This is a genomic window from Rothia sp. HMSC064F07 (assembly GCF_001837265.1).
GTDB lineage: Bacteria > Actinomycetota > Actinomycetes > Actinomycetales > Micrococcaceae > Rothia > Rothia mucilaginosa.
In genome coordinates, this window is sequence record NZ_KV831925.1 from 29,297 (window position 1) to 51,034 (window position 21,738).

Consider the following 21,738-nt stretch of genomic DNA (forward strand, 5'->3'; position numbering starts at 1 on the left):
TGGCTAATAATGAGCGCCGGGCAGGGCAGCGCATCCAGCGCCGTGAAGAGCTGAGCCTTCGCCGCGGAATCCAGGTTATTGGTCGGCTCATCCAGCAGGATGAACTCGGGGTCAGAAATCATCAGCGAGGCAAGTGCGGCGATGACCGCCTCGCCACCGGAGAAGCTGCGCATACTGCGAGCAAAGAGCGCGCGAACCGCCTCCGGACTATCGCGATCAACTAGGGTCGCCGGGGTGAAACCGTAGGTCGCAAGAGCCGCCAGGGTGCGCTCTTCAACGTCCCAGTTATCGCCAATAGTGTCGTAGAGTTCGGGGGAGTATTCGCCGGATTCCACTGCCTGTAGTGCCCGCAGAATCTCGGAGATTCCGCAGAGCTCGGCTAGGGTCTGCTCCCGATCCAGACCCAAATCCTGAGGTAGATACGCCATGCGTTCCGGTGCTGCCAAAGAACCGGAATCCGGGGTCAAATCGCCCAGAATCAACCTCATGAGGGTTGTTTTTCCGCAACCATTGTCGCCAATGAGCCCGGTCAGAGGTGCCGAAAACACCGCCGACAGGTCGATGAAGAGCGCGGGCTCGCTCGGGTGCGCGTACGAAATATGGTCGAGTGTAATGTGACGTGACATGGGCTGAGTTCCTTCGAGTAGGTGCTCGGGTCCCTCAACCGCCGGCGCAAAAGTACTGCGGAGATTATGAGAAGGAGGTCGCCTTCAAAGGGCGCAAAAAACCCGAGCGTAACGGTGGGTGTACCTGTGCCCGGGTGTGCGCGCTGATTGGAACACGCAGAAAATGTATCCGTAGAGTTGCTGCGTGAGCGCGCGAAAAAACTGTTAGATCCGGGCTTATGCTCGGTGGGTCATTTCTTTGATGCCTCCTAGATTCCGAATACCGCCCCGGTCATGCCTTGGGTGGCTTCGGTCAAACGATACGTTCAGTCCCTTAGGCTACCCCCACGGTGGGGTAGCGCGGATAGAGAGCTGAGGATTCCAGCATAGGAACTATATGGGCGGCGGGTCAAGCACCCTCCCATGTAGGAGAAGATTCAGCATGCTGATTCCCCGAATGGTTCCTTCCCGAGAGTTTTTGTTGAAAGGTTGAGTGTGCGGTCAATGCGGATGCGGCGGCAAAAATCCTCATCATGACTCACTACAATGAGTGCGCCGGTATAGGCTTCGAGCGCCTGCACCAGCCAATCCACCGAGGAAATATCGAGGTTATTCGTCGGCTCATCCAATATGAGTAGCTGCGGCACCGGATCCGCCAGAAGCACCTGCGCCACCGCGGCACGGAAGCGCTCACCTCCGGATAAATCCCCAATGCGCTGATGTACGCTTTCGCGACGGAAGAGCAGGCGTGCCAGCTGGTCACGCAGATGCTGTTCGCTCGCACCGGGATTCGCCCTCTGTACGGTTTCAAGGAGGGTGAGCTCCGGGTCGAGGATGATGCGCTGCGGCAGGTATGCGGTGTTGTCCAGACGGTAGAGCACTTGGTACGCAGGCGGCACTGGGGAACGGTAGTCAGGGTCATTTGCGTGCGCTATCGCGTTGAGAAGCACAGTCTTGCCACTGCCGTTTGCTCCCGTGATGTGCAGGTGTTCGGGTCCGGTCAGGATAAGACCCTCGGGAAAATCTTGGACTTGAAGCAGATAATCAACTTTATAAGGTTGTGTTTCACGTGAAACGATGTTTTGGGTGTATGCCTTCTTAATGTCGGCGCTCTGCGGTGTAGATGCGCAAGAGTCGTTCTCCACCCGATGTAATTCCAGTACTTTCCGTCCCAGCGGGAGCGCATCCTGAGCAAGTTCCAGATAGATACGCTCCTGCACGCGCAGGTTCTCTTGGGCTTCTCCAACTGCCGCACGCGCATCCGCCACCATGCTTTCGTGGGCTGTGTGAAGTTTCCCGGCAGAGCGCTCTGAACTGTTCTTATCCAGGCCCATAGCCATGCCAGGTTTCCGCTTTGACCGTTCAAATTCGCGACCTCGGCGGGTGTTGCGATCGAGCTTAATCTGGTTCTCAGCGCGCTCACGCTCAGCCTTACGTGCCTCATTCTTCGCCTCGGTGACGCGACGCTGAGCCGCCTGCTGCTCGGTCTCCAGCGCCTGCCGGTAGGTGCTGTAGTTACCCTCGAAAAGGCGCAGATGCGCCACCCCCTGCCGGTCGGCGTGAAGCTCGGCAATCACGTTTACGCGCTCCAGTAGGTCGCGGTCGTGGCTAATAATGAGCGCCGGGCAGGGCAGCGCCTCCAGTGTCGTGAAGAGCTGGGCTTTCGCCGCGGAGTCCAGGTTGTTCGTCGGCTCGTCGAGCAGAATGAACTCTGGGTCTGAATACAGAAGCGCGGTGAGTGCGGCTGTGACCGTCTGACCACCTGAAAAGGTGCTAAGGGGACGCATCAGAAGGTTGCGGCGGGCCTGTGTATCGGTCGTAGTGAGGGCAGGACCAAAACCATGTTCGGCAAGGGCTACGAGGGTGCGTTCTTCAATATCCCAGGCGTCGCCTATGGTGTCGTAAAGGCTGGGGGAATATTCGCCCGATTCCAGCGCATCAAGCGCCTGCAGTATTTTTGTAATTCCAAAAATATCGGCAAGATGCTGATGCCCACTCAACCCTAAATCTTGCGGTAGGTACGCTATGTGCGGTGGGGTGCTGATTATGCCTTGACTAGGGTTTATGTCGCCAAGAATAAGTCTGAAGAGGGTAGTTTTTCCGGCGCCGTTATCGCCGATAAGCCCGGTGAGTGGCGCAGAAAATACCGCGGAAAGGTCTGTGAAAAGTGGGGGCTCACCCGGATGTGCATACGAAATATGGTCGAGTGTAATGTGGTGTGGCATGGGCCGAGTTCCTTCGAATGGGTGCTCGGATTCCCGCCATCGTAGTGCACGTTAGGCATGAGAATATGAAAAACCCGAGCGCGGTCTGTAGGTACACGTAAGCCCGGGTAGTGGGGTGGACGCATAAAAGCGTATTGACCTGGTGTTGTTGGATCCGGGCTTATGCTCGGTGGGTCATTTCTTTGATGCCTCCTAGATTCCGAATACCACCCCGGTCGTGCCTTGGGTGGCTTCGGTCAATCGATATGTTCAGTCCCTTAGGCTACCCTCACGGTGGGGTAGCGCGGATAGAGAGCTGATGGCTCAAGCATAGAAACTGTGTGGGTGCTGAGTCAAACACCCTCCCGTAAAACCTCCTGACAAGTGCCGATACCCCTTAGAGAACGCAAAAGGAGGGGCGACACCAATCGGTGCCGCCCCTCCTTTTAAGCATTAAATCTGCGCGCGTACAACACGCGAAACGCTATTACGCTTCGTGGCGTTCACGGTACATACCCAGCGGGCCCGCATCCGCGTACGCCTGAGCGTCGTTGTAACGGTACAGGCGCGGCGGGCGGTGACGGGTGCCCTCCACGCGGCGGCCGGTGTCAATAATCGACTTCGACGCCGCAATCTGGCGTCGGAAGTTCGCCGGATCCAGGGTACGACCCAGAATCGCCTCGTACACCTCACGCAGCTGCGCCAGGGTGAACTCCTCACCCAAGAAAGAGTGCGCAATACGCGAGTACTCGACCTTGTTCTGCAGGCGGTAGAGCGCGTACTCAATGATTTCGTTGTGGTCGAAGGCGAGCTCGGGCAGCTCATCCACCGGGAACCAGCGGATGTTCTCGTGCACGCGAGTGTTCGCGACCTCGGTGGCGGGAATCGACGCCCAGTACACCACGGACACCACGCGCTCATGATCAGTACCGGGTGCCGGTTCGGGCTCTCCCACAACGCGGGCGGCGCGCGCCTCGGGGGTGCGCAGAACGTCGCCGAACGCGTAGAGCTGCTCCAGGTAGCCGGGCTGCAGATTGGTTGCACGCTTCAGGGTCGAAGCCGCTGCCTCTTCGAGGGAAAGATTCGGGTTAAGCGGACCGCCAGGAAGTGCCCACTGGCCCTTATAGGGCTCGCGGAGGCGGCGAACCAGCGGCAGCCACAGGGTCGGGTGGGTTTCGTTGTCCTTGGGGCGCAGTGCCAGAATAACGGTCGAGACGGCGAGGGATACAGAGGTGTGGTCCACGTCGTTGTGCTCTTCAACGGCGACTGCGCCGGGAAGAGGCTGGGATGCGATGCTCATTCAAGCCTCCTGTGCGAATGGGTATCGATAGGTGTGCATACTCTACCCATTTTAAGGGGTTAATAGGGTAAAAATGCACGCAAGGCACCCGCTGAGTCGAAAACCGGTACCATCCGCGTCGTGTCAAGGGGAAAAGTTCAGGTACCGGACACGCCAAAGCACCCCTCCTGCCTGTCCAATAGAACAGGCAGGAGAGGCGCTTTAGCGTCTACTTATGCAACATCTAACTATGCAGTTTTAGGTGCATATCAGGGGTGCAGACTAGTCGATCTGCAGCTCGCCCATAGCGTCCCAGCCGTCGCCGTCAACCAGGCGAGAAATAATCTTCGGGGTTGCAGTCAGCAGCGGACGCATGTCCTTCATAGCCTGCTGGAAGTGGTCAGAGTTCACGTGCGGGCCAGCTGCATCGTCGTTGAAAGCCTCGAGCAGAACGAACTCGTTCGGGTCCTCAACACTGCGGGACCACTCGAAGAACTTATTGCCTTCCTCGGCGCGGGTTGCCTCGGTGAAAGCGCGGGTCTTCTCAATCCACTGGTCAGCGTATTCGGGCTTGACGGGGAACTTTACAGCAATGAAAATCATCGGAACTCCTTGGTTGAAGAGTAGATACGTACCCTTCCAGTTTAAGCCCCGGGTGCTCGCCGGCGCTGAAGAATAGGGTTTGAGGTAGCGGTTTTAGCTTGTGGCTTTAACCGCTGTGTCGAGTGGCTTTTGTGGTTTAACGAGCCGCCGCCTTGAGTGCCTGCAGGGCGCGTTCGAGTGCCGCACGGTCTGCCGCGATGGCTGCAGCCCTCTGCGGGCTGGCGGAGTCGCCTCCGAATGCCGCGTTGTAGTACATGCCATCACCCAGAAGCAGCACGGTGCGGGCAATCTGTTCATCACCCAGCTCAGCGAGAACGAGCGCATGCCAGCCATCCTGTACGCGACTCATGGTCTGCTGGGCGAGCTCATTATTGTTCTGCGCCAGGCGGCTGAGGGCAATGAGGGCACGGTCGAACGGGGTGTTATCCGGCGTGGAGGAATTGATGTAGTAGGCGCTTGCCCCCTCGGGTGCCTGCTCCATTGCCGCGAAGTCCTCTTCAGCCAGGGTGAGGGTGCGTTCTGCGAGCGCTTCAAGGAGCGCCTTCTTGGATGAGAAGTGGTAGAGTAGCCCGCCCTTGGAAACCTTGGCGGCGGTGGCGACGGCGTCGAGGGTTGCGGCGCGTTCTCCCGAGCGAATCAGCAGGTCGACGTAGGTGTCGAGGATGTGTTCGCGGGAGTTGTTGGCGCGCTGTTTGCGGTGGTTGGGGGTGGTCATGGGTACCAGTCTAACCGCTTGAAACTATACCGTCCAGTTGGTATAGTTAATCTTCGTTTATGGCCCCGTCCGGACCCCTAAAACCTCACTAAAAGACCTAGTCCAAAAGACAGGCCGAGCTGATGTCGCCGCGTCCGCCGCATCAGCCGACACCTTATAGACGCACGAAAACAACCCATGACGAATCACAATCCGCACACCACGGCTCTGCCCATTCACGCCCCCGACCAGAAGACCAAGCGCTGGGCGGCACTCGGCGTGCTCATGCTCCCGGTGCTCCTGGTCTCCATTGACAACACGGTGCTCGCCTTCGCGGTGCCCGCAATCGCTAAGGCGCTGAGCCCCTCCTCCGCGGAACAGCTGTGGATCGTTGATGCCTACCCGCTGGTGCTCTCCGCCCTGCTCGTGCCCATGGGCGCTATCGGTGACCGCATCGGCCGCCGCAAGTTGCTGCTCATCGGTTCGACCGGCTTCGCGGCGATCTCTACGCTCGCGGCATTCGCACCCTCCGCGCTGATGCTCGTGGTTGCCCGTGCCCTGCTCGGTATTTTTGGTGCGATGCTCATGCCGGCAACCCTGTCGATTATTCGCAATATCTTTGTGGATGCGACCGAGCGCCGCATCGCTATTGCCGTGTGGGCTTCGGGCTTCTCCGCCGGTGCGGCGCTGGGCCCGATTGTGGGTGGCTTCCTGCTGGAGCACTTCGACTGGGGTTCCGTGTTCCTGCTGGCTGTGCCGATTCTGATTCCTCTGCTGATTCTTGCCCCGATCATGGTGCCCGAGTCTAAGGACCCGAACCCCAGCCCGGTGGACCCGCTGAGCATCCTGCTGATCATGGTCGGCATGACCGGCATTACCTTCGGTCTGACTCACACCTCCGAAGCCGGTTTCGACGCGGTGGCTATTAGCACCATCCTTGCCGGTCTGTGCTTCATCGTCCTGTTCGTGCTGCGTCAGCTCAACCGCGAGAAGAACGATATTCAGCCCATGCTGGATGTGCGACTCTTCCGCAACACCGTGTTCACCGGTGCGATTACCGCGAACCTCATCTCCATGACGGTGGACGTTGGCTTCATCTACTTCGCCTCCCAGCACCTGCAGCTGGTCTCCGGTCTGCCGCCCATGTACGCCGGCATGCTGCTGATTCCCGGTACTTTGGCGACTATCATCGCCGGCCTGGTGATTGCGCGTGTTGCGGTGCACTTCCACCCGGCGCAGGTGGTGTCCTTCGGTCTGGCTCTCAACGCCGCCGCGTTCGCGGTGCTCGCCTTCCTGGGTGCGCACAGCGACGTGGTTATTATCCTCATCTTTATTGTGCTCGGTACCGGCATCGGTATTGCGCAGACCATTTCGAACGACCTGATGCTCTCCAGCGTGCCGCCGCGTAAGGCGGGTGCGGCATCCGCGATCTCGGAGACCTCCTACGAGACAGGTACGGTGCTCGGCACCGTCATCATCGGTGGTATGCTCACCGCCGTCTACCGCGCAAATGTGGTTGTACCCGACGGCCTGGATGAGACTCTCGCCGACCACGCCCACGAAACCCTCGGCGGTGCCGTGACGGTCGCAAGCCAGGTGGGTGGCGAGCAGGCGAACCAGCTGCTCTCCTCCGCATTCGCTGCCTTCGACTCCGGCGTGGTGCTGAGCTCCGCATTCAGCGCCGTGCTCATGGGTGTTATGGCCGTCATTAGCTACTTCATGATCCGCAAGGCACCGCGCGAAATGAAGCCCGCAGAACACTAATACAGCGCACTAAACCTCATAGATAAGCTCCGTCTCCCGTTGCTCTTGAGCGCCGGGAGGCGGGGCTATTTTTACGCACCCACCTGCGCATTTAAAGGTTCAGCACAGGTGCCGGTGGTACGGTAAAAACAGTAGGCTCACGCCCGAAAAAGTCGCCCGAAAAAGACAGAGGAACCAACGGCTCCACACACTCAAGGAGGAACGCCACCATGGGACTCAAAGACTGGATTGCACCCTTCATTACACTGCTGATTGGTGCCAGCACCATCTTCATCTCCTACAAGAACTACCAGGCGCAGGCGGCGGCAAAACCCTCCGAACTGGCGCGACTGGAACTGTGGAGCAAGCTCCTCACCGAAGCCGGCTTGGACCTCAACGCCCTACCCGACCCCGAAAAGCTCACCTCCGACCAGCGCGTCGTCCTCGAAAACTACCGGGTCTTCCTCAAGCGTGCGTCCCTCGAATCGAAGCTGCGTAAAGTTGGCATCGACAGCAACCGTATCTTCAGCCTGCTCATGAAGCGTGCGCACTCTTCCGTGAAGCCTACGCCCATCCCCATTGGCGACTCGATTAGCTACTACCGCCTGATTCTACGTGCCCTGCTGTACATTTGGGTTCCGCTGGCCGTGATTTTCATCGGCGTGCCCATCATCGTGGTCACCATCGCCTACCTGATTGGCCTGTTCACGAACCACCGCGGCAATCTGTCTGACTTTGCACTCTCCCCGCTCGCCGTGGTGCTCCTGATTGTTGGTGCGGTCGCCGTCGGTGCCCTCGTGTACCTGCAGAACCGCATTATCTCCGCCATTATCGCGAACAATGTGTACTTTTACTTCTGGGATATTTACGGCTCCAAGAAGGGCGCTCGCGACTCCAAGGACGCCTACAGCGAGCGCCTGGCGGCTAAAACCTACGCCGACCAGCTGTTCCTCGGTCAGCAGGAGTTCGCTCACCAGTTCCGCGAGAACATGTACATGGCGGGTATTCAGGAGATTGATGAGTACCCGCGCGTGCTCAGCGACAGCGTGATGCTGCCGCGCAACTACCGGGTTGCGGAAACCACCGAGGGTGAGGACCGTATCGACCGCTTCGTGAACTGGGTGCGCTCCAAGATTGGTTTTGAGCGCCTGGAACCGCGCATCATCTACAGGCTCGAACATAAGGACGCGCACAAGGATGCGAAGAAGGAATCCGCGCACGGTGAGCCGGTAGCTACTGAGCAGGGTGTTTCTGAGCAGCCTGTAGAGACTCTGGCTCAGGATAAGCAGGAGGATGCGCAGAAGGCTCCGGAGGCGCCCGCCTCTGCGGAGTCCGCCTCGGATGAGCCCATCGTCGCGGAGGTGTCCGTCGAGGCTCCTGCCGAGGTACCTGCCGAGAATCTGGCTGAAGTACCCGTTGAGGATGCGCCCACCGAACCCGTCACCGGAAGCGCCACCGAACCCTCTGCCGTATCTGGGGTATCTGCCGCATTCGGAGAGGATGATCCCACGGAGGTTTTCAACCCCATCACACAGAACGCCGCTATCGGCGAGAAGGCTGACGGTGAGAAGCCTAAAACTAAATAGCCGCCCTAGAATCCATCGGGCATGAGAAAAGGGTCGCAGCCTACGAATCGCCATTGAACCGTAAGCGTGCGACCCTTTTCCTTTCCCTTCAAGGAGGAGCAGAATCGGAGGTACCGCCCGACCAAGAAGAGCCAAATGATGCGCCCCTCCACCAGTAGAGGTTGCCTGGCAGAAGAACCCGCAAGAGCGGGTCGGCAGAGCGCCCGGCAGAGGAGGCATCACGCTTGAGGAACCGCCCCTCAACCCACCAAAGAACAGGTTGAGGGAACAGAAAACCCCGAGCTGGCGTATCTCTTGAATCTTCAGAAAACCTTGTCTCTTCAGAAAATAACTACATCTCGGGGTAGGGGAGGGCGATTCGCGCTCCGGGTGGGACCTACCCTCTCCCACCCGGAGGCGAATCCTAGGGATGTTCGCAGTGTAATGAAGACATCCCACCGAAATCCCTAACGAAAGTTCGGGGTTTCAGTATGAGCGGTATATGAGCCTACCGCAGTCTATGCCGCAACCTCGGGGTCGCGGGAGATAACAACCTTCACCACGTTGTGCTCGGCAGCGTGGCTGAACAGGTCGTAGGCTTCCTCGAACTGGTCGAACGTGAAGCGGTGGGTTGCCATTGCCTTAGCGTTCAGGCGACCGGAGCGGACCATGTTCAGCAGGTTACCGACGGTGTTGCAGTTGACCAGGCCCATGTCGATGCGAACGTTAGAGATCCACATGGTGTTCAGGGGCAGCTCAACGGGCTTGCCGTGCACGCCAGCGTTCGCGATGTTGCCGTAGGGGCGAACAATCTTGGTGCAGGTCTCGAAGGTCTGCGGAACGCCCACAGCCTCAATTGCCACGTCCACGCCCAGGCCGTCGGGGGAGAGAGCCTTAATCTTCTCGATGAAGTCCGGGTCGCCCGCGTTGACCTTATCGGTTGCGCCCAGCTCCAGTGCCTTGTTCATGCGGTTGTCGTCGAAGTCGACGGTGATGACGCGGCCGGCACCGCAGAGGTTAGCGGTCATGATCGCGCCCAGACCCACGGGGCCTGCACCCACGACAGCGACGGTGTCGCCGGGCTTGGTGTTGCCGTTCAGAATACCGATCTCGAAGCCGGTGGGCAGTGCGTCGGTGAGGAAGAGGACGTCCTCATCGGTCAGGCCCTCCGGAACTAGGTGGACCGAGGTCTCTGCGTAGGGAACACGCACGTACTCTGCCTGGGTGCCGTCAATCATGTAACCGAAAATCCAGCCGACACCACCAACGGTCTGGCAGTGCGAAGGCTGGTTTGCCTTACAGTAGGAGCACTTACCGCAGCTGGTCACGGCGGGGATGATGATGCGGTCGCCGACCTTCAGGTCAGTCACCGCGGAGCCAACCTCGGTAATGGTACCGACAGCCTCGTGGCCGAGGATGCGTCCGTGGTCCACCTCGGGGCAGTCGCCCTTCAGGATGTGCAGGTCAGTACCGCAAATGGTGGTGGTGTCGACACGGGCGATAACGTCCGTGGGCTCAAGAATGGTGGGGTTCGGGACTTCCTCCCAGGCGCCCTTCTGATCGGGACCGTGGTACACATATGCCTTCATGGTGCCTCCTCCGTTGAAGTTCTGATGAGGGTGCAGTGACTGCTTTATCACTACATGTATCAACCTATAAGGAATATTTGATAGGTTGTATTTTCATTAAACCCGACGTGTTGAATTAAGCGCTTTTATTACGCGGAGTGTATCTTTTAGTTCTTTAAACATAAACATGATTCAGTTTGGGTATTTAATACCTGTAAATAACGCACGAGGCGCACCCCTGAAAATAGGGATGCGCCTCGTGCGTTGTATGTAGAAAAGTTGGGTTCAGCTGGGCTTAGCCCTTCACTGGGTTTAACTCTTGAGCTGCGCACGTGCTCGCGAACGAACCGCCGTCACGGCCCACACCAGCACAAAAGCCGCCACCATCGACAGCACAATCGTGCCACCGGTCGGCAGGTTAAACGCCCACGACAGGTACAGGCCAACAATCGAGCAGATACCGCCGAACACCGGCGAGAACACCATCATCGAGCCCAGTCGGCGGCACGCCAGGCGGGCTGCCGACGCGGGAATCACCAGAAGCGCCAACACCAGCACATTACCGAGCGTCTGCAGGCCCAGCACCACAGAAATGGTCACCAGAACGTACAGTACGATGTCCAGGGCAAGCACCGGCAGGCCCATCGCGCGGGCACTCTCACGGTCCAGGCTGACCGTCACAATCTGGCGGTGAAACAGCCACAGCACCAGCAGGATAACGGCACCCATAATCGCGGCGTTGGTAATGTCCTCATTCGAGACACCTACAATCGAGCCGAACAAGAAGTCCTGCACCGACCCCGAATAGCCCGGCGCCAACGAAATAATCACAATACCCAACGCAAAAGATGCGGCAAAGAAAATACCAATGACCGAATCCTCGCGCAGCCGCTGATTCTGACTAAAAATAGCCACCAGAATAGCCGTCACCACGCCCGCCGTCAGGCCGCCCACCATCAGGTTACCGCCCAACACGAACGCCACCGCCAGGCCCGGGAACACCGAGTGCGCCACCGCATCGCCAATGAAGACCATGCCGCGCATCAGCACGTGGCAACCCACCACGCCGGTGACCACCGACGCGAGCAGTACCGCCGCCAGGGCGCGCGGAAGGAACGCCAGCGACGGGTTGAACAGGTCGGCAAAAAAATCGAGAGGAGTAATCAACGGGCACCCCCGGTAGAAGCAGAATCAGCGTGGGCGGGGGAAGCGGTGCAGGAATCCGGCAGCTCGTGGCCGTACTCATCCAACGCACCACCGGCACAGGTGAAGCCCGTGCGGGCGTGGCCCTGCGCCTCCTCAATATCGTGACCGTGCAGCCACGTGTGCAGCTGCTCCAGACTAAAGGACGCCGCCGGGCCATCCAGGTGAATATTGCCGCGCACACCGCATAGACGCGAGCAGGACTCGCGCGCCGCCAGCATGTCGTGCGTGGACATCAGAATCGTGATGCCCTCGTCCGCCAACTCACGGTACAGGCGAGTCAGAGTGGTCTGAGTGGGTGCATCCACGCCCGTAAACGGCTCATCCAGCAGCAGCAGGGAGGGGTTCGCCGCCAGAGCGCGCGCCAAAAGAACCCTCTGACGCTGACCACCGGAAAGCTCCGCAATGGAAGCATCCTGCAGGTGCAGAACATCGGTGCGTTCCATCGCCGAAAAAACCTGCACCCAATCCTTCTTCGCCGGGCGGCGGAAGAACCCAATCTCACGCACGCGACCGGTCATCACCGTATCCTTGACGGTCAGCGGAAAATCCCACTGGAACTGGTGCTTCTGCGGCACATAACCAATATGCGCACGCGCCACACGCGGCGACTCACCCAGAACCCGCACCTGACCGGACGCCGGGCGAATCAGACCCAAAATGGTGCGCAGCAGCGTGGTCTTACCGGCACCATTAGCACCAATCAGACCCGCAAACTCGCCGCGCTCCAGGGTCAGGGACAAATCCTTGAGGATGGAACGGCGCGCGTAGCCCGCGTACAGGTTCGAAATCTCTAGAACGGGTTCAGTACCCGCTGTTACCGACGTGCTCACGAACGGTCACCGCGCACTTCATCCAGAGCCTCACGCTGCGCGGAGGAACGGCGGCGGCGGGAGATGATGAACGCGCCCACGCCCACCAAGACTACGATGCCAGCAACGATGGGACTCCAGGAAATCGTGAACTCAGCACGGAAACCCTTCTGGTCGCTCGCCGCGGCGGCAGATGAAGAACCCGAAGCCTGGGTACCAGCAGCCTGGGAAGCAGAGCTAGAGGAAGCATCCGAAGAGCCCGAGCCCGAACCGCGTGCCTGCGCCTCCATCGCGTACAGGGCATCAGCGCTCGCGGAGTCACCCACCGCAAACTTCAGGTAGCGAGTATCAGACACGGTCGAACCGTCAGACAGCTCAGCGCTCGCGGTGACCTTCAGTAGGTACTCGCCCGGGGCGGTGAACACCCAGTTCGCGTGGGTGTGAGTGTTCTTCTCGACCCACAGCTTCTGCGGCTCACTCTTGGTCGAGGACCACAGCACCTGCGGTGCCGAGAAGTTGCCGTTCTCCAGGTACAGGCTGAACGTGCCGGGGCCGCTCACCTGCTCCAGGGTCAGGTTCACGCCGCGGTTCAGCTTGGACACCAGCTGCGGATCCTGAGTGTTCCAACCCGGCCAGATCACGCCCTTAGTTTCGGTCTGCGGAATGACGTACACCTTAGAGCCGGCGGGCGCACCCACGAAGGAGTAGCGCGGGTCGTTCGGCACCTCAAGGATCGCCTGGTCGCTACCGCGGTAGATGACCTCGTCCAGGCTGCGCCAGACGGGGGTTTCACCGTGGTCGTCGTGGAGCATGAGCTCAAACTTGCCGTTGTTGAAACGAGGACCCATATCCACGTGACCGGCAGAAATTTCGGTGCGGCCGGATGCGACCGGCTGCTCCGCCGACAGGGTCTGGGTGAGGGCGCGCTCGCCGCGGCTGAGGTTGCTGTCGCTCGGCTGAGCCGAGGCGCTCTCGGTGGTTGCCTCAGTGGTTGCCGGGGTGGTCTCCGCGTGTGCCATACCCAGGGGTGCGAGCATGAGGCTGGCGCCCAGAGCCAGGGCGGGCAGGGCGCGGCTACGTGAGGAGCGGGAGGGGGTGGTTGAGTTCATCATGAGGACTTCCTTGGATCATGACCGAAACGGTGTGTGAAAGATTATCTATATGCTGATACGGCTATATAAGCTTGTGGGTAGCTTAAAATCGGGTTATGAGGCGCTTGCCTCCGAGCAGCTAGCGCCCGAAGAATCGCCGCCAGGACTAGCCCCAGAGCTATTCCCGGAGCACAGCGCAATCGTGTGAGCATTCGCCAGCATCATTTGCGCATAGTGAGGAGCCTGCGCATCCAGGGTGTCCGAGTAGAGCACCCCGGTACGCACCTGAGCCTCCCGAGCCAGCTCCGTGAGAACCGGCGAACGCATCGCCGTGGACTTGTCCAGATAAATCGCTGGAACCTTCAAATCCTCGACCGTGCGACGCAGGCGCTGACGCTGCTGAATGCTCGGCTCGCCGCTGGCGCTGGCGCTCACAAAACCGGCAATGTGCAACCCGTAGGTGCTCGCCAGGTAGCGGTAGCCGTCGTGCGTGGTGACCAGGTTGCGTGCCGACTCCGGCAGGCCTCCGTACACCTGACGCAGCTGAGCGTCCAGGGCGTCAAGCTCCTTCATGACCTGCTCGGTGCGGGTCGCGTACTCGCTCGCACCCTCCGGGTCGGCGGAGGTGAGCGCGTCACGAATGACCTGCACGCTCGCCTTCGCGTTCGGCACCGAATGCCAAATGTGCGGGTCAATCTCGCCGTGCACGTGCTTGCCCAGAACGGCCTGCGCCAGCAGATACACCTGACCGCGATGCTCCGAAGCACCCGAACGCAGGAAACGGTAGCTACCGCCGGCGGGCACCTCCTGCAGGGTGCGGGAGGGGACCGCCACCACGGTGCGGTTCAGTTCGTACTCTACGGCGCCCTGGGAGGAATCCGCGCGAAGCACGAGCCTGCCGTCGCCGGTACGTGCCGTAATATCGGCGTGACCTGCAGAAAGAACCTTGATCTCGGCGGCAGAAACGTTCTGTTCCTTCGCCAGACGGTCCACCAGCTGTTGCGGGTCGCGACCGACCGCGCAGTACAGGGTGCCGCGCGAAGAACGCACCGACTCCGGCGCATTGACCGCGGTGGCGCTCAGCTCAATGGCGTACTCGCCGGCATCACTAAACGCCCACGACAGGTGCGTATGCGCCTGCAACGGAAGCTCCAGCGAACCCATATCGCCGGTACGGATCGCGGTGTCCCCCTCACGGGTGAGGTTCACGCCGCGCGCATGCGAATCGCACAGCATCTCCACCGCACCGAAGGTCTGCGTAATGAACGCCGCCAACTGCGCATTCGACGAATCGGTAGAGGTGCGCGCCCGCACGCTCTGCACCTCAAAACGCATGCCGGCATCCGAAGAATCGGCGGGTGCAGACTCGTTCTGCCCGCCCTCTTCAACGCGCAAACCCAGCCAGATGGAGTCCAGGGAGGCGTCCTCAACAATGGCTTCCAGCTTGCCGCCGTACTGCTCGATTTTCTCCGCAACCGCCACGGACACGACCCCGGCGGGCAGGTTCGCCTCAACCATTTTGGAGAGCTTGCGCTGCTCCAGCAGTAGGCCGTTCGTCAGGGCGCAACGGGCGTAGGCGACATCGCGGATATCGCGCAGGCTCGGCTCGTACGAGTGCGGGTCAGCACCGGCGGGCACGAGGGAGTGCACGCTGGCTCGGTCGCCGGCAATCTGCTGCGCCAAGTCCGCCAGAATCGGGGTCGTGGCGACCACGCGCATCCGGTCGGAGGAGGCGTTCACGGTGCTGGCGCATCCGCTCAGTGCGAAGGCACCAGCCCCCACCCCCGCGCCCACCGCGATACGGGAGGCGAGGGTGAGGGCGGCGCGTCGACTATAGGTGTGTGACCCCTTGCCGGTATGCCCGCTATGCGGTGTCACCGCTGCGGCCCTTTCGGCGTGCCGAACGCAGAATCATGGCACCGAGCGCCAGCGCCAGAATGGAGGTGCTGACCATGAACGGGTCGATGACCACGCCGGTGTTCGGCAGCTTACCCGCCGCGGCTGCCTTCTGTGCGTTTGCGAGTTCCTGGCTGGTCAGGGCGCAATCCTCACCGGATGCGGTCTTTCCGACGATGCGCACCTTGGATCCGTCGGGCTTGGTGACGATGCCGGTGGCTTCGTCTACGGTGCCGTTGACGGGGTTCTTTGCGGTGCTCTTCTCGCCGCCGTTGTTGGCGCCGTTAGCGCTGTTAGCGTTGCCACCGTCCTGCTTGGTGTCTGCCGCACCCTGCGCGTTGTTGCTTGCCGGGGCGTTATCGGGGTTGCCGACGGTGAAGTGCAGAACCGATTCGCTGCTGACCTGCTGACCGTTCTTCAGGCGTGCAGTCCAGCCGATGGTCACGGTGTAGCGACCCTCAGCGGTGAACACCCAGTTGCTGTGCTGGTGGGTGTTTGCGGGCACCTGGAAGGAGCCGCCGCTACGCGAATCGAAGACCTTCTGACCGGCGGAACCGAAGTTGCCGGAGAGGAAGGTGGACATGGTGCCGGGGCCCTCAAAACCGTTGAGGCTCATGGTGACGGGGCCGTCGAGCTGCTTGAGCAGTTCGGGGTCCTGGGTGCTCCAGCCGAGCCAGGGCACGCCCTGCTGCTGGGTTGCACCAATCATGTGCACGGGGGCGCCCGCCGGGGCGATATTCTCCATGCCTGCGGGCAGGTTGATCTTCGCAGCGTCATTGAGCACGAACTCGAGCGCGCCGGGGGAGACGTGGCGGGCGGGGCTGGTGCGGTCGTCCTTCACGCTGCTGGTGAGGTTGCCGCCGTTGAGGATCGGGCCCACGTCAAAGTGGCCGTGGGTGACTTCTTCACGGCCGCTGTGCTCGGCGGTGTTGACTACAGCGAGGGTGGGGATGCTGGTCGGTGCCTGGGCTGCCTGGTTGCTCTGCTTGTTGTCCTTCTGAGCGTCCTTGGAGTCCTTGCTGTCCTTGGAATCCTTAGCATCTTCGGCGGGAACCTCGGTGGCGATGCACTGCTGGTTCAGGCTGCCGGGCAGACCGGAGGATAGCACGCCGCTACCGGTAATGCCGCCTCCGTTGCTGCTGGGTGCGCTGATGTTCTGGGCGTTGGAGCCCTTCACGCTGGATCCCTTCCCACTGGTGGCATTGCCGTCCTTGTTTTCACCCTTGTCGGAGCCCTTATTGGTGTTGTCGGTGCCGCTGATGGCGGTTACACCAGATCCGCCCCGGGATGCCTGCTCACCATTCGCCGCCGCCTTCGCGCCGTTCGGGTCGGTCACCTGCGCGGCGTTCTGACCGTTCACGGATCCATCCACGCGGCGAATACCGGTGGATGCGCTCGCCTCAGCAGATGCACTCGCCTCAGCATTTGCGGAGGTAGAAGCAGAAGCGGATGCGCTGGGGCTGCTGGTGGCGCTCTCGGTGGCGGTGGCGCTCGCCTCGGGGGTAGTGGTTGCCTCGCTCGTGGCGTCCTTGGTTGCTTCCTTTGCGGCGTTCTGCGCGTTCAGGAGCTTGAAACCGTCCTCAGCGTTAGTGCCCACGGCGATGGTGTAGGTCGCCTCGGAGCTGACCGGGGTGCCGTCGGCAAGGGTTGCGGTGGCGCGGAAGGTCAGCTGGTAGATGCCCGCGCGGGTGAATGCCCAGCTGAGGTGCTCGTGACCGCCAGAGGTGATGGTGTGCGGTGCAAGCTTGTCGTTGGTGCTGAAGACGCGCGGGTTGTCGCGACCGGATTCGGTGAAGACTTCGGCGCGACCGCCTTCGGGTACGCTGCTGCGCACGAGTTCAAGGTTGATGGTGTTGTCCTTGAGTGCTCCGGGGCGGATTCCTTCCGCACCGAGGCCGGGGTAGAGCAGGCCGCGGGTGCGGGTGGAGGGAATGTAGAAGATGTCGGTGCCTTCGGGGGCAATGTAGTCGTAGCCTGCTACGACGTTGGTGTGTGCATCCTCGACGTCGGGCAGGTGGAAGACGGTGCGGGCGGGGTTGAATCGTCCCTGCTGGCCGGGGCCGGTGTCTGCGAGGGTGGCGAGGGTGAACTGGTTGCCGTCGAGGAATGCGTTGAGCATTTCGGTGTGTACGCCCGCGATGACGTAGTCGCCTTCGTAGTTGACGTAACCGCGCGACTCGGTGCCTGCCTGGGTGCCGGTCTGGTTTTCCTGCGCCTGGTTTTCCTGCGCCTGTGCGGCGGTGAAGGTGCCGACCTGGGGGAGGGCGAGGGGTGCCCCGAGTGCGAGGGTGCATCCGAGGGTGGTTGCGCTGAGTAGGCTCAGAGGTTTGGTGCGTCCTTGCATGGTGGCTCCTTGGATGACTGCTCGTTGGCTGGCGCGGGGCCCGTTGCTTTCGGGGCTTGCCCGGTGCTGGGTCCGGCGGCCTGTTGCCGGTTTCCCTCTTGGGTTCGGGGTGCGCTCTGCCGTGTTTTTCTCTTTGTGGATGTACGTGGTGTGCGTTTTTGGGCGCGCCTCGGCGCACACGTGTTTCTGGGAATCACTATACTCACTTAGGTTCTAAATGACAATTATTTGCAAAAGAGCTACCCTAGAGGATAGAAAAATGAGAAAGGTTGTCATGAGCTCTCAGAAGCAGACCCAACGACGGGTCACCACACACACCCCCGCACTCTTCATCCCCGGCGGCAAGCCCGCCCTCCGCCGCGCAGCCGCATTCCTCTCCGCCGCAGCGCTGCTCGCGCTCGCCGGCGCAGCCCCCTCCCTGCCCGCCGCAGCAGGCCCCGACGACGGCAAAATTGTCACCACCAAGGGCCACGTTGACGCCCCCAAGGCATACTGGGACGAGCAGAACGGCACCTTCGTCCTCATGAACGAGGCGAACCCCTACAAGACCGGTGCAGACACCTACGAACTGGACAAGACCGTCAACTGGGTCGGCAAGGGCTACAGCACCAGGGACGGCAAGTCGCAGTACACCATGACCCTGGGCGAATCGCCCTCCCTGGCGTTCCTCGGCGAACCCGGCCAGACCCTCTACATGGCACCGCACCTGACCTACGGCAACCAGGACCCCATCTGGGCTGGCCTGGGCGCCTCCACGAAGGTGCCCACCGAGCGTTTCCGTGACGGAGTGTTCGCTACCGACATTCTCTCCGTTGAGGGCCCCGGTCGCATGGAGCTCTTCCGCTACAACCCGGACGACGCCCCCGCCGACGTGTACCGCATGCTCTCCAGCAGCTCGACCGGCTGGCACTCCTGGCTACTCGACAAGGGTAGCCACACCCACAACACCACGACCTTCACCCGCCCCGGCCGCTACGTGGTCACCTACCGCACCGTGGCGCGCTCCACCGACGGCCGCATCATTAGCTCCAAGCCGTCGAAGCTGGTCTGGCAGGTTGGCGGCATGCAGCCCGTGCTCGGTGACGGCACCCCCACCGCCGTGCCCACCGTTGATCGCTACAATGCGGCACCCGTTGGTGACCTAGACGCCGCAAAGTACGTGCTGTCCGTGGCACCGCACCGCCTGGACGCCGACCCGGCTAAGAACAAGGATGCCGACGACAAGCTCAGCGACATCACCTTCACTGCCGCGAACAAGAACCTCAAGGGCACCCTGACCCTGTACAACAACGGCTACTTCCTGACCGATCTGCCGGTCGTGAACGGTACCGCCACCTGGTCTGAAATGCTCGGTAGCGAAGGCTCCCAGCTGCAGGCGGTCTTCACCCCCGACACCTCCGACGAGAATAGCGCGGAGGCGTCCCGCTGGATCTCGCACAAGCTCACCTACGAGCCCGGCCGCTCCGAGAGCGTGTACAGCGATGACGGTAACGGCTCCTGGCCCGAAGAAATCCCGGATCAGGCGAACACCGTACTCAGCACCCAGCAGTACACGCCGACCAGCATGGACTACGACGTGACCGTCACCCCGAACGGCAACGGCTTCAGCACCGTTGAGGTCCGCTTCAAGGACCCGAAGGTGCGCGGCTTCATGCGCGGCGGCTTCTACGCCCAGGATGACCCGGTCTACCCGTACCTCGACCTGGAAGGATCCGTCGAGGATGGTGTGGCGCGCTTTACCTTCCGTGACGAGTCCTTCTACAAGGGCACGGCTCTGCGCGTGAAGATGCTGACCCACCCGGATATGAACGCTTCCGCCTCCACCACTGAGGTTGCGGCGAACTATGAGCCGGGCACCAAGTACACCGCGCACGGCGCTTTGGCTCCCGATAGCGCACCCATTAGCGATGCGCCGAAGCCTGCTCCGGTGGATCCGTCGCCGAGCGCTGAGCCTACCGTCGCGCCCTCTGCCGAGCCTTCTGCAGAGCCGAGCGAGGCTCCCTCCGAGGCACCCAGCGAGGCTCCGACCGCTGAGCCCAGCACCGTTCCGTCGGTGTCCCCCAGCGAGGTTCCGAGCGTGCCTGCGGTGCCGACCGCCTCCGCAGAACCGAGCGTGCCTGCTCCGGCACCCTCCACTCCGGCACCGACGACTCCGGCGCCCGCGAACCCGACCCCGAGCGCACCTGCTCCGACTAGCCCGGCGCCGTCTGCGCAGCCGTCCACCCCCGGAACCCCCGGTAACCAGTGCGTGCCCGGTCAGATTGACGGCCGCACCAAGATTTCGCACGGCCACCTGGACATCCAGGCAACCCTGAAGGACCGCCAGCTGTCCGTGGGTCTGCGCGACGACAGCGGCATCATTGACGCTGATTCGACCGTGCGCCCGCTTGATTCGGTCGTGTGGACTGTCAGCGAGAACGCCCGCCGTGTGCGTACCGAACGTATGGCTGATGAGAAGCTGAACTTCATGGGCCCGGTCGGTACCGCCTTCTACGGCCTGCCGCAGACCCAGCAGAGCGGCCTGCCCTGGCCCGGCTACAACACGCAGGACATCGACTACTCGCAGCTGCGCGGCCCCGTGCACCTGCACGTGGTGCCGAAGGTCATGCCTGAGGGTGCGCGCTTCGGCATGTTCACCGAGTCGCTGAACGGTGCGGATGTGCTGCTGGATTCGACGACCGGCAAGACCACGATCGACATTGATTACGCGACGCACGCGCACGCGAACTGGGTGTTCTCTGAGCCCGGCCAGTACATGTTTGACGTGCACTATTCTGCGACCCTGGCTGATGGTACTGAGGTGAACAGCCCGGTGCAGCAGCTTGCGGTTGCTGTGGGTAAGAAGGCGTCGGATGCGTGCTCGTTTGAGACTGCCGTGCCGAAGGACCCGAACGCGGCTAAGGACGACTTTAGTGGCGTGCGCCGTGTGGATTCGGCAACCCCGGGCGGTACCGCTGGTGCTAACCAGCCCGGCTCCGCGCAGTCTGGTGCTGCGCAGGGTGGTCAGTCCGGTCAGGCTGGTGCTTCTGGTGCCGCCGGTGATGTGAACGCGAAGGGCTCCTCTGAGGGTTCGACTGATGGTTCCGCTGGTGGCGTGTACCCGGGTGGTATTTCCGGTGGCGGATCTTTGGGTCAGTCCGGTGTGTCTGCTTCTTCTGGCGGTGCTAGCTCCCAGCAGGGCGGCCTGGCACGTACTGGTTTTGGTGCGGTGTCTGTGGCTGTGGGTGGCGCACTGGTGCTTGGTGTCGGCACTGTGATGGTGTTGCGTTCTCGCCGCCGCGCTTCTTAGCGCTCGCCGCGTGAGGACACGCTGATACGATAAAGCCCCCGCGGCTGAGAGGGTGACTCTCGGCTACGGGGGCTTTCTCTATGCGGTGTTACATCTTGATATCCGCTAGGCCGGTGATTTTGTTGCGTCTTCTATACAGCTTCCTGAACAGGGGTCGGGTCCACTCGAGGCTATCCCACGTATCAACCCACGCCAGATCCTGCGGGTCCCGCATATCGGGCCAGCGGTCGAACTCGAGCCTGAACCGTACGATTGCCAGCAGCCGGTGGTTCCTTCCAACGGGGTCAAGCTTGGCGATTTCCTTGCCCTTCTTGGTGTAGAAGGTAGCCTTGTCGGTCCCTTCCCCATCCCAATCCTCCGCCTCCGCCCTACCTTGGAAGTAGAAAACCTGGTCGATAGCCCTAATCGGGTAGGGGGTCACGGTAGCGAACGGTGAGAGCTTCTGCTTCACAGTGTCAGGCGTGATTTTCGTGTACACCAGGTGAACGTGCAGAAGGTGGTATAGGAAGACCAGCAGCAGGATGAACATCAGGAGGTTGAAGAGGATGCCGAGCTCTGCCTGCGTGTAGAGGTAGAACGCGAAGAAACCTGCCGGGAGTGTGGGCGTGAGAAGGCTTATGAGTGCTTCACGGCGGGGCACGCGTGTAATGTAGATGCCTTCGTCGCGTAGCTTCATGTCCTGGCGCAGGTGTCTATCATGCAGGACAACGACAATGATGGCGCCGATAATCGATGCGAGGGTGCAGGTGCCCCAGAGCAGAAGGAAAAAGGTGTGCATGATGTGTGCTCCTCTTTCGCGGTGTTGGTGGTGTTCGTGCCAGTTGTGGCTCTTAGGATGTAGG

Annotated in this window: 15 protein-coding genes; 3 read left to right on the forward strand and 12 right to left on the reverse strand. The window is 61.2% G+C overall.

Annotation, left to right across the window (positions count from 1 at the left end; translation table 11 throughout):
• The 5 genes from HMPREF2712_RS02195 to HMPREF2712_RS02215 all read right to left on the reverse strand — a co-directional run.
• A partial coding sequence (locus tag HMPREF2712_RS02195; protein ID WP_141762564.1) for an ATP-binding cassette domain-containing protein occupies nucleotides 1–626 on the reverse strand: 626 nt, incomplete at its 3' end.
• A gap of 416 nt (nucleotides 627–1,042) precedes the next feature.
• Nucleotides 1,043–2,830: an ABC-F family ATP-binding cassette domain-containing protein gene (locus HMPREF2712_RS02200; RefSeq protein WP_070819155.1), complete on the reverse strand. Its 1,788-nt coding sequence runs from the start codon at nucleotides 2,828–2,830 to the stop codon at nucleotides 1,043–1,045.
• 466 nt (nucleotides 2,831–3,296) lie between these two features.
• Nucleotides 3,297–4,109, reverse strand: a complete 813-nt coding sequence (locus HMPREF2712_RS02205; RefSeq protein WP_070629352.1) for an NUDIX hydrolase — start codon at nucleotides 4,107–4,109, stop codon at nucleotides 3,297–3,299.
• A 261-nt stretch (nucleotides 4,110–4,370) separates the two neighbouring features.
• Entirely contained in the window at nucleotides 4,371–4,691 is a 321-nt protein-coding gene (locus HMPREF2712_RS02210; protein WP_049360721.1) for a putative quinol monooxygenase, read from the reverse strand.
• A 136-nt stretch (nucleotides 4,692–4,827) separates the two neighbouring features.
• Nucleotides 4,828–5,406 carry a TetR/AcrR family transcriptional regulator gene (locus HMPREF2712_RS02215; protein ID WP_070819156.1) on the reverse strand — a complete coding sequence of 193 codons (579 nt, stop codon included), beginning with the start codon at nucleotides 5,404–5,406 and terminating at the stop codon, nucleotides 4,828–4,830.
• A gap of 177 nt (nucleotides 5,407–5,583) precedes the next feature.
• Here HMPREF2712_RS02215 and HMPREF2712_RS02220 point away from each other — a divergent pair, with 177 nt between their 5' ends.
• Complete coding sequence (locus HMPREF2712_RS02220) at nucleotides 5,584–7,149, forward strand: MFS transporter (RefSeq protein ID WP_070819157.1); 1,566 nt, start codon at nucleotides 5,584–5,586, stop codon at nucleotides 7,147–7,149.
• A gap of 209 nt (nucleotides 7,150–7,358) precedes the next feature.
• The gene (locus HMPREF2712_RS02225) at nucleotides 7,359–8,714 is read left to right on the forward strand and encodes an NADH dehydrogenase (RefSeq protein WP_070819158.1); all 1,356 of its coding nucleotides are present in this window, start codon (nucleotides 7,359–7,361) and stop codon (nucleotides 8,712–8,714) included.
• A gap of 497 nt (nucleotides 8,715–9,211) precedes the next feature.
• Here HMPREF2712_RS02225 and HMPREF2712_RS02230 read toward each other — a convergent pair whose 3' ends face one another.
• The 6 genes from HMPREF2712_RS02230 to HMPREF2712_RS02255 form a co-directional block, all read right to left on the reverse strand.
• Complete coding sequence (locus tag HMPREF2712_RS02230) at nucleotides 9,212–10,282, reverse strand: alcohol dehydrogenase catalytic domain-containing protein (RefSeq protein WP_070819159.1); 1,071 nt, start codon at nucleotides 10,280–10,282, stop codon at nucleotides 9,212–9,214.
• Nucleotides 10,283–10,573: 291 nt separating this feature from the next.
• A complete protein-coding gene (locus HMPREF2712_RS02235) occupies nucleotides 10,574–11,428 on the reverse strand; it encodes an anchored repeat-type ABC transporter permease subunit (protein WP_049338175.1) in 855 nt (284 codons plus the stop codon).
• A complete protein-coding gene (locus HMPREF2712_RS02240) occupies nucleotides 11,425–12,297 on the reverse strand; it encodes a metal ABC transporter ATP-binding protein (protein WP_070819160.1) in 873 nt (290 codons plus the stop codon). Before HMPREF2712_RS02240 ends, HMPREF2712_RS02235 begins: the two co-directional genes overlap by 4 nt.
• Nucleotides 12,294–13,388: a TIGR03773 family transporter-associated surface protein gene (locus HMPREF2712_RS02245; RefSeq protein ID WP_070819161.1), complete on the reverse strand. Its 1,095-nt coding sequence runs from the start codon at nucleotides 13,386–13,388 to the stop codon at nucleotides 12,294–12,296. Before HMPREF2712_RS02245 ends, HMPREF2712_RS02240 begins: the two co-directional genes overlap by 4 nt.
• A 93-nt stretch (nucleotides 13,389–13,481) precedes the next feature.
• Nucleotides 13,482–15,245, reverse strand: a complete 1,764-nt coding sequence (locus tag HMPREF2712_RS02250) for an anchored repeat ABC transporter, substrate-binding protein (RefSeq protein ID WP_070819162.1) — start codon at nucleotides 15,243–15,245, stop codon at nucleotides 13,482–13,484.
• The gene (locus HMPREF2712_RS02255; RefSeq protein ID WP_070819163.1) at nucleotides 15,232–17,607 is read right to left on the reverse strand and encodes a TIGR03773 family transporter-associated surface protein; all 2,376 of its coding nucleotides are present in this window, start codon (nucleotides 17,605–17,607) and stop codon (nucleotides 15,232–15,234) included. Before HMPREF2712_RS02255 ends, HMPREF2712_RS02250 begins: the two co-directional genes overlap by 14 nt.
• Nucleotides 17,608–17,881: 274 nt before the next feature.
• On the opposite strand from HMPREF2712_RS02255, the gene HMPREF2712_RS02260 reads away from it, so the two are divergent.
• Nucleotides 17,882–20,896, forward strand: coding sequence for a choice-of-anchor M domain-containing protein (locus HMPREF2712_RS02260; protein ID WP_070819164.1), 3,015 nt, complete (start codon nucleotides 17,882–17,884; stop codon nucleotides 20,894–20,896).
• 88 nt (nucleotides 20,897–20,984) lie between these two features.
• Here HMPREF2712_RS02260 and HMPREF2712_RS02265 read toward each other — a convergent pair whose 3' ends face one another.
• The gene (locus tag HMPREF2712_RS02265) at nucleotides 20,985–21,674 is read right to left on the reverse strand and encodes a hypothetical protein (protein WP_070819165.1); all 690 of its coding nucleotides are present in this window, start codon (nucleotides 21,672–21,674) and stop codon (nucleotides 20,985–20,987) included.
• Between the last annotated feature and the right edge of the window lie 64 nt (nucleotides 21,675–21,738).

Coding starts and splice junctions, on each gene's coding strand:
- HMPREF2712_RS02200 (WP_070819155.1), bottom strand. CDS start 2,830: ATGCCACACCACATTACACTCGACCATATTTCGTATGCACATCCGGGT.
- HMPREF2712_RS02205 (WP_070629352.1), bottom strand. CDS start 4,109: ATGAGCATCGCATCCCAGCCTCTTCCCGGCGCAGTCGCCGTTGAAGAG.
- HMPREF2712_RS02210 (WP_049360721.1), bottom strand. CDS start 4,691: ATGATTTTCATTGCTGTAAAGTTCCCCGTCAAGCCCGAATACGCTGAC.
- HMPREF2712_RS02215 (WP_070819156.1), bottom strand. CDS start 5,406: ATGACCACCCCCAACCACCGCAAACAGCGCGCCAACAACTCCCGCGAA.
- HMPREF2712_RS02220 (WP_070819157.1), top strand. CDS start 5,584: ATGACGAATCACAATCCGCACACCACGGCTCTGCCCATTCACGCCCCC.
- HMPREF2712_RS02225 (WP_070819158.1), top strand. CDS start 7,359: ATGGGACTCAAAGACTGGATTGCACCCTTCATTACACTGCTGATTGGT.
- HMPREF2712_RS02230 (WP_070819159.1), bottom strand. CDS start 10,282: ATGAAGGCATATGTGTACCACGGTCCCGATCAGAAGGGCGCCTGGGAG.
- HMPREF2712_RS02245 (WP_070819161.1), bottom strand. CDS start 13,388: ATGATGAACTCAACCACCCCCTCCCGCTCCTCACGTAGCCGCGCCCTG.
- HMPREF2712_RS02255 (WP_070819163.1), bottom strand. CDS start 17,607: ATGCAAGGACGCACCAAACCTCTGAGCCTACTCAGCGCAACCACCCTC.
- HMPREF2712_RS02260 (WP_070819164.1), top strand. CDS start 17,882: ATGAGCTCTCAGAAGCAGACCCAACGACGGGTCACCACACACACCCCC.
- HMPREF2712_RS02265 (WP_070819165.1), bottom strand. CDS start 21,674: ATGCACACCTTTTTCCTTCTGCTCTGGGGCACCTGCACCCTCGCATCG.